The sequence below is a fragment of the Microvirga sp. P4_G7 genome, assembly GCF_056401005.1.
This window is the reverse complement of sequence record NZ_JBFUKD010000788.1, coordinates 1-1,544: the sequence shown is the minus strand read 5'-3', so window position 1 is coordinate 1,544 and position 1,544 is coordinate 1. Positions and strand designations below refer to the sequence as shown.

Genomic DNA, 1,544 nt, shown 5'->3' with positions numbered 1-1,544 from the left:
CCCCCGAGGAGCTTGCGGATCGCTGGCGTCTCACCATTCAGCAATTCCGGAGATCCCTCAATAAGCCACCGTGCATTAAATTCGGCCGGATCGAACGGTACCGGATCGACGATGTCGAGCGATGGGAGGATGTTCAAGCCGGGCGACCCGGCGCCTCAGCACACAGCGCAACTAGCGCCGCCATACTACCCAAGCTGGAGGAGGCATCGCATCTCACCACGCAACAGCTTGCTCAAAGATGGCAAATGTCCGCCGATTCATTGCGTATGATGCGTTGCAGGCGAGTGGGCCCTCCGTATGTCAAATTAGGCAAAAGGGTCATTTATCGTATCGATGATGTCCTCGCATGGGAGCGTGCTAGGCGCATAGGTTAGATTTGGTGCGGAGCTGCCCCGCCCGCCATCGGGAGTACTCGACTTMTCCAGAAGCAATGATAGCTTGAGAACTGGRGGGGCTATGAAGATCGTCGGGGCAATTCTTGGGGCGCTTGTTTCCCTGTGGACGTGTGCTGCTTATGCGCAGGCCTACTCGGAGGCTCAAAAGCGTCGCCTTCATTTACCATATATTCGTGCCGCTACCGATTGCTACGCGAATACGATCGCCGCAAATACAACGGCGTTGGATATAGCTCGGGAAGGCCGGTGGCACGACGCGATCCGGGCTACCGGTGATGCCTGCAATTCTCTCGCCGGCCAGATGGTACGGACGCACGACCAAATTTACGGTTCTGGCACTGGACTCCCCTTCTATCAAGGACCTTACCTCGAGGACCTACCCCGGGCGATCAGCGCCCGACTCAAGGATGTCATCGCGCGCCGCAACGTTGAAGTTGAACAAGCGGACACTGCTCGCAAGGCTCGTCTATCTGAGGCAAACCGCGCTCGCGATTTACTACGGGACCGCGTGTACGCGTGTACCAAGAGCGAGCTAACTAGTCTTGTAGCCTCTTCTGAGACAGCGGAGATTCTCGCGACAGCCGCGATGACGCTTTGCAATAGGGAGGTGCAGGCTGCGCTCGACGCGGCCATGGAAGCTTATCGCCTTGATGGCGGTACCGATCTTCGCGTCCGAGATGAACTGCGAACTGTCATCCAGCGAAACGTAGTAACTTCGGCCGTGCAGGCTCGCGCGGCATTCGCGAAATCGACGAGTCCTGTCGTCGCCACTCCAGAGCCTGCTGTTGCTCGCCAGTCTCTGCCGGCGACCGACGCCATTGACCGGTGTCTGAAGACCGCGAGTTCGGTGAGAGAGGGGCAACTGGTCGCCCAGGAGAAGCTTATCGATCTAATGCTCGACCTGTGCCGGCCGGAAATCGAGAATGCCGCACGTTTGAAATATCTCGATGATCCGAAGCAGGACCTCGGGGAGATACGAAGAACGGCAGCTGAAAGCGCGCTCGCGCAAGCGCGAAGCCTTGTCGGTTCGAAATAGTGTTTGATACACGCTTTTCAGTTCTCGCGCTTACGCAACGCGACGTCGCCCAAGAACCCATTTCTGTTCTCGAATAAACTCCAAGAGCAGAAGGCACCGAACACTACGAATCC

General features: G+C 57.4%; 1 protein-coding gene. It reads left to right on the top strand.

Annotated features, from left to right (window positions below; translation table 11 throughout):
• The first annotated feature begins 456 nt into the window (after nt 1-456).
• A complete protein-coding gene (locus tag AC1DT3_RS20675; RefSeq protein WP_477467078.1) occupies nt 457-1,431 on the top strand; it encodes a hypothetical protein in 975 nt (324 codons plus the stop codon).
• Nucleotides 1,432-1,544 lie beyond the last annotated feature (113 nt).